At 31.8% G+C, this 3,072-nt stretch carries 2 protein-coding genes; one reads left to right on the top strand and one right to left on the bottom strand.

All coding sequences use genetic code 11. From position 1 onward, the window contains the following. Positions 1–185: hypothetical protein (locus NSA58_RS17990; RefSeq protein ID WP_257560775.1), on the top strand; the 185-nt coding region annotated here is incomplete at its 5' end. A 109-nt stretch (positions 186–294) separates the two neighbouring features. Here NSA58_RS17990 and adhE read toward each other — a convergent pair. After that, positions 295–2,958, bottom strand: a complete 2,664-nt coding sequence (adhE, locus tag NSA58_RS17985; RefSeq protein ID WP_039681502.1) for a bifunctional acetaldehyde-CoA/alcohol dehydrogenase — start codon at positions 2,956–2,958, stop codon at positions 295–297. Between the last annotated feature and the right edge of the window lie 114 nt (positions 2,959–3,072).

Genomic DNA, 3,072 nt, shown 5'->3' with positions numbered 1-3,072 from the left:
ATAAATTTAATAAAGGTGATGAATTCATGAAAAAAAGTAAAAAAAATATGGATGAATACATAGCTGAATTAGAAGATTACTACGAGGCAGCTGGAAAGCAAGATGATTTTGAACGTGATATAGACGGAAAATCAGACAAGGAAATTTTAGATTTATACAATAACATTTTTAATAATAATGACTAAATATTTTAATATACAAAAGACCTCACATTTATAAAATGGAGGTCTTTTTCATTGCAGACAATATTAATTTTTAGGTTATATTTTTAAGGAATCACTAATTAAACTAATTTTATACTAGTACTTTTTCTTCTTTTTTAACTTTTTTAACTACTTTTGTTGATGGATATATATTTTTATATATCTCATGTAACTCAGTTACTAATGGTAATCTTGGGTTAGCTGGAGTACATTGATCATCAAATGCATCTAAAGCTAATTTTTCTATTGCACTAAAGTAAGTTTCTTTATCTACGCCGCACTCTTCTATAGACATTGGCATGTTTAGTTCTATCATTAAACCTTTTATAGCTTGAACTAAACTTAAAACACCTTGCTCTACTGTATCAGCCTTTAATCCAAGAACTTTAGCTATTTCAGCATACTTCTTGTCAGCTACGAATGATTTATATTTAGGGAATGCAGCAAATTTAGTTGGCATTTGAGCATTGTATTCTACTACATGTGGTAATAATATTGCATTAGCTCTACCATGTGGTATGTGGAATTCAGAACCTAATTTATGAGCTAATGAGTGGTTTACTCCTAAGAAAGCATTGGCAAATGCCATACCTGCCATACAAGAAGCATTATGCATTTTTTCTCTAGCTTCTCTACCTTCAGCAGTATTTCCACCTTTATATGATATTGGTAAATATTCAAATACCATTTGTATTGCTTTCATTGCAAGAGCATCTGTATAATCAGTTGCCATTATTGAAACATAAGCTTCTATAGCATGAGTTAATACATCAAGACCTGTATCTGCAGTAACAGCAGCTGGTACAGACATTACAAATTGTGGATCTATTATAGCCACATCTGGAGTTAACTCATAATCAGCTAAAGGATATTTTATATTATTTACTTTGTCAGTTATAACTGCAAATGAAGTTACTTCTGAACCTGTTCCTGAAGTAGTTGGAATAGCCACCATTTTAGCTTTTCTTCCTAATTTAGGGAACTTGAATACTCTTTTTCTTATATCAGCAAATTTAAGTCTTAAATCTTCAAAGTCTGCTTGTGGATTTTCATAAAATAACCACATACCTTTAGCCGCATCCATTGCAGATCCTCCACCTAAAGCTATTATTGTATCTGGATTGAATTTTCTCATTGCTTCGGCACCATTTAATACTGTATCTACAGATGGGTCTGGTTCCACATCAGCAAATACTTCTATCATAACTGGGTTTCTTCTTTTTCTTAATTGATAAGCTAATTTATCAGCGTACCCAAGTTGAACCATCATTCTATCAGTAACTATCATCACCCTTTCAACACCTTCCATCTTTTCTAGGTATTGTATTGAGTTCATTTCATGATATATTTTTTCAGGAATTTTGAACCATTGCATATTAACTCTCCTCTTAGTAACCTTTTTAACATTTATTAAGTTTACAGCTGATACGTTATCTGTAGTTGAGTTGTTACCCATTGATCCGCATCCTAAAGTTAGAGATGGAGTATTTACATTGTATAAATCTCCTATAGCTCCGTGAGTAGATGGTGCATTTACTAGAAGTCTTCCTGTTCTTACTCTTTGAGAGAATTCTAAAATTACATCATCATTGTTTGAATGTATAACAGCTGAATGCCCAAGTCCTCCGAACTCTGTCATATCAACACATCTTTGTATCCCTTCTTTAGCATCTTTAACTTTTATACAAGCCAATACCGGAGATAATTTTTCTTTTGATAATGGATAATCTATTCCTACTCCCTCTATTTCAGCTACTAATATTTTAGTATCTTTAGGAACTTCAAATCCTGCCATTTTAGCTATAGTATATGGACTTTGTCCTACTATGTTTGGATTTAATGTTTTAGTTTCAGGATTTATAACTGTTTTTTCTAATAATTCTTTTTCTTTTCCTTCTACAAAGTAGCAATTATAATGCTTAAGTAAAGCTACTACTTCGTCATATATACATTCTTCTATTATAACTGCTTGCTCAGAAGCACATATCATTCCATTATCAAATGATTTAGATAAGATTAAATCATTTACTGCTTGTTTTATATCAGCAGATTTTTCTATAAAACAAGGTACATTTCCTGCTCCAACTCCAAGTGCTGGTTTTCCTGCTGAATAAGCAGACTTAACCATTCCAGGTCCTCCAGTTGCAAGTATTAATGATACTCCTTGGTGCTTCATCAATGCTGCCGATGCTTCTAATGATGGAATTTCTATCCATTGAACACAGTTTTCTGGTGCTCCAGCTTCTATAGCTGCATCTCTTAATATTCTAGCAGCCTCAGCTGAACATTTTTGAGCTGATGGGTGGAAACTGAATATTATTGGATTTCTGCCTTTCATAGATATTAATGTTTTGAACATTGTAGTTGAAGTTGGATTTGTAACAGGTGTTACACCAGCTACTACACCTATCGGTTCTGCAACCATCATATATCCATCTTCTTCATTTTCTTCTATTACCCCAACTGTTTTTGTGTATTTTATATTATTATAAATATATTCTGTTGCAAACATATTTTTAGTTACTTTATCTTCAAATATTCCTCTTCCAGTTTCATTTACTGCTAATTGAGCAAGTTCTATATGTTTATCAAGACCCGCCTTTGCCATAGCTGCTACTATTTTATCTGTAGCTTCTTGATCTAACTTTAACATTTCTTGTTTAGCTATATTCGCTTTTTCAACCAACTCATTAATCATATTTTCAACATTTACCTCTTGGTTTGTAACCTTAACTTTTTTTGTTTCTTTACTCATTTCGAAACTCCCCCTATATAATATAATGTTAATAAACCTTGTTATATTTTTAACAACTTTTCATAATACATATGATAATTCATCTTCTTTTCACTGTCAATACACTTGTTAAAT

The sequence above is a fragment of the Terrisporobacter muris genome (assembly GCF_024621905.1).
In the GTDB taxonomy this organism is placed as follows: Bacteria; Bacillota; Clostridia; order Peptostreptococcales; family Peptostreptococcaceae; genus Terrisporobacter; species Terrisporobacter muris.
Note: the sequence above shows the minus strand (reverse complement) of the source record. Positions and strands in the feature narration are given on the sequence as shown.

Excerpts from the sequence above, each read along its gene's own strand:
- adhE (WP_039681502.1), bottom strand. The coding sequence starts at position 2,958 with ATGAGTAAAGAAACAAAAAAAGTTAAGGTTACAAACCAAGAGGTAAAT.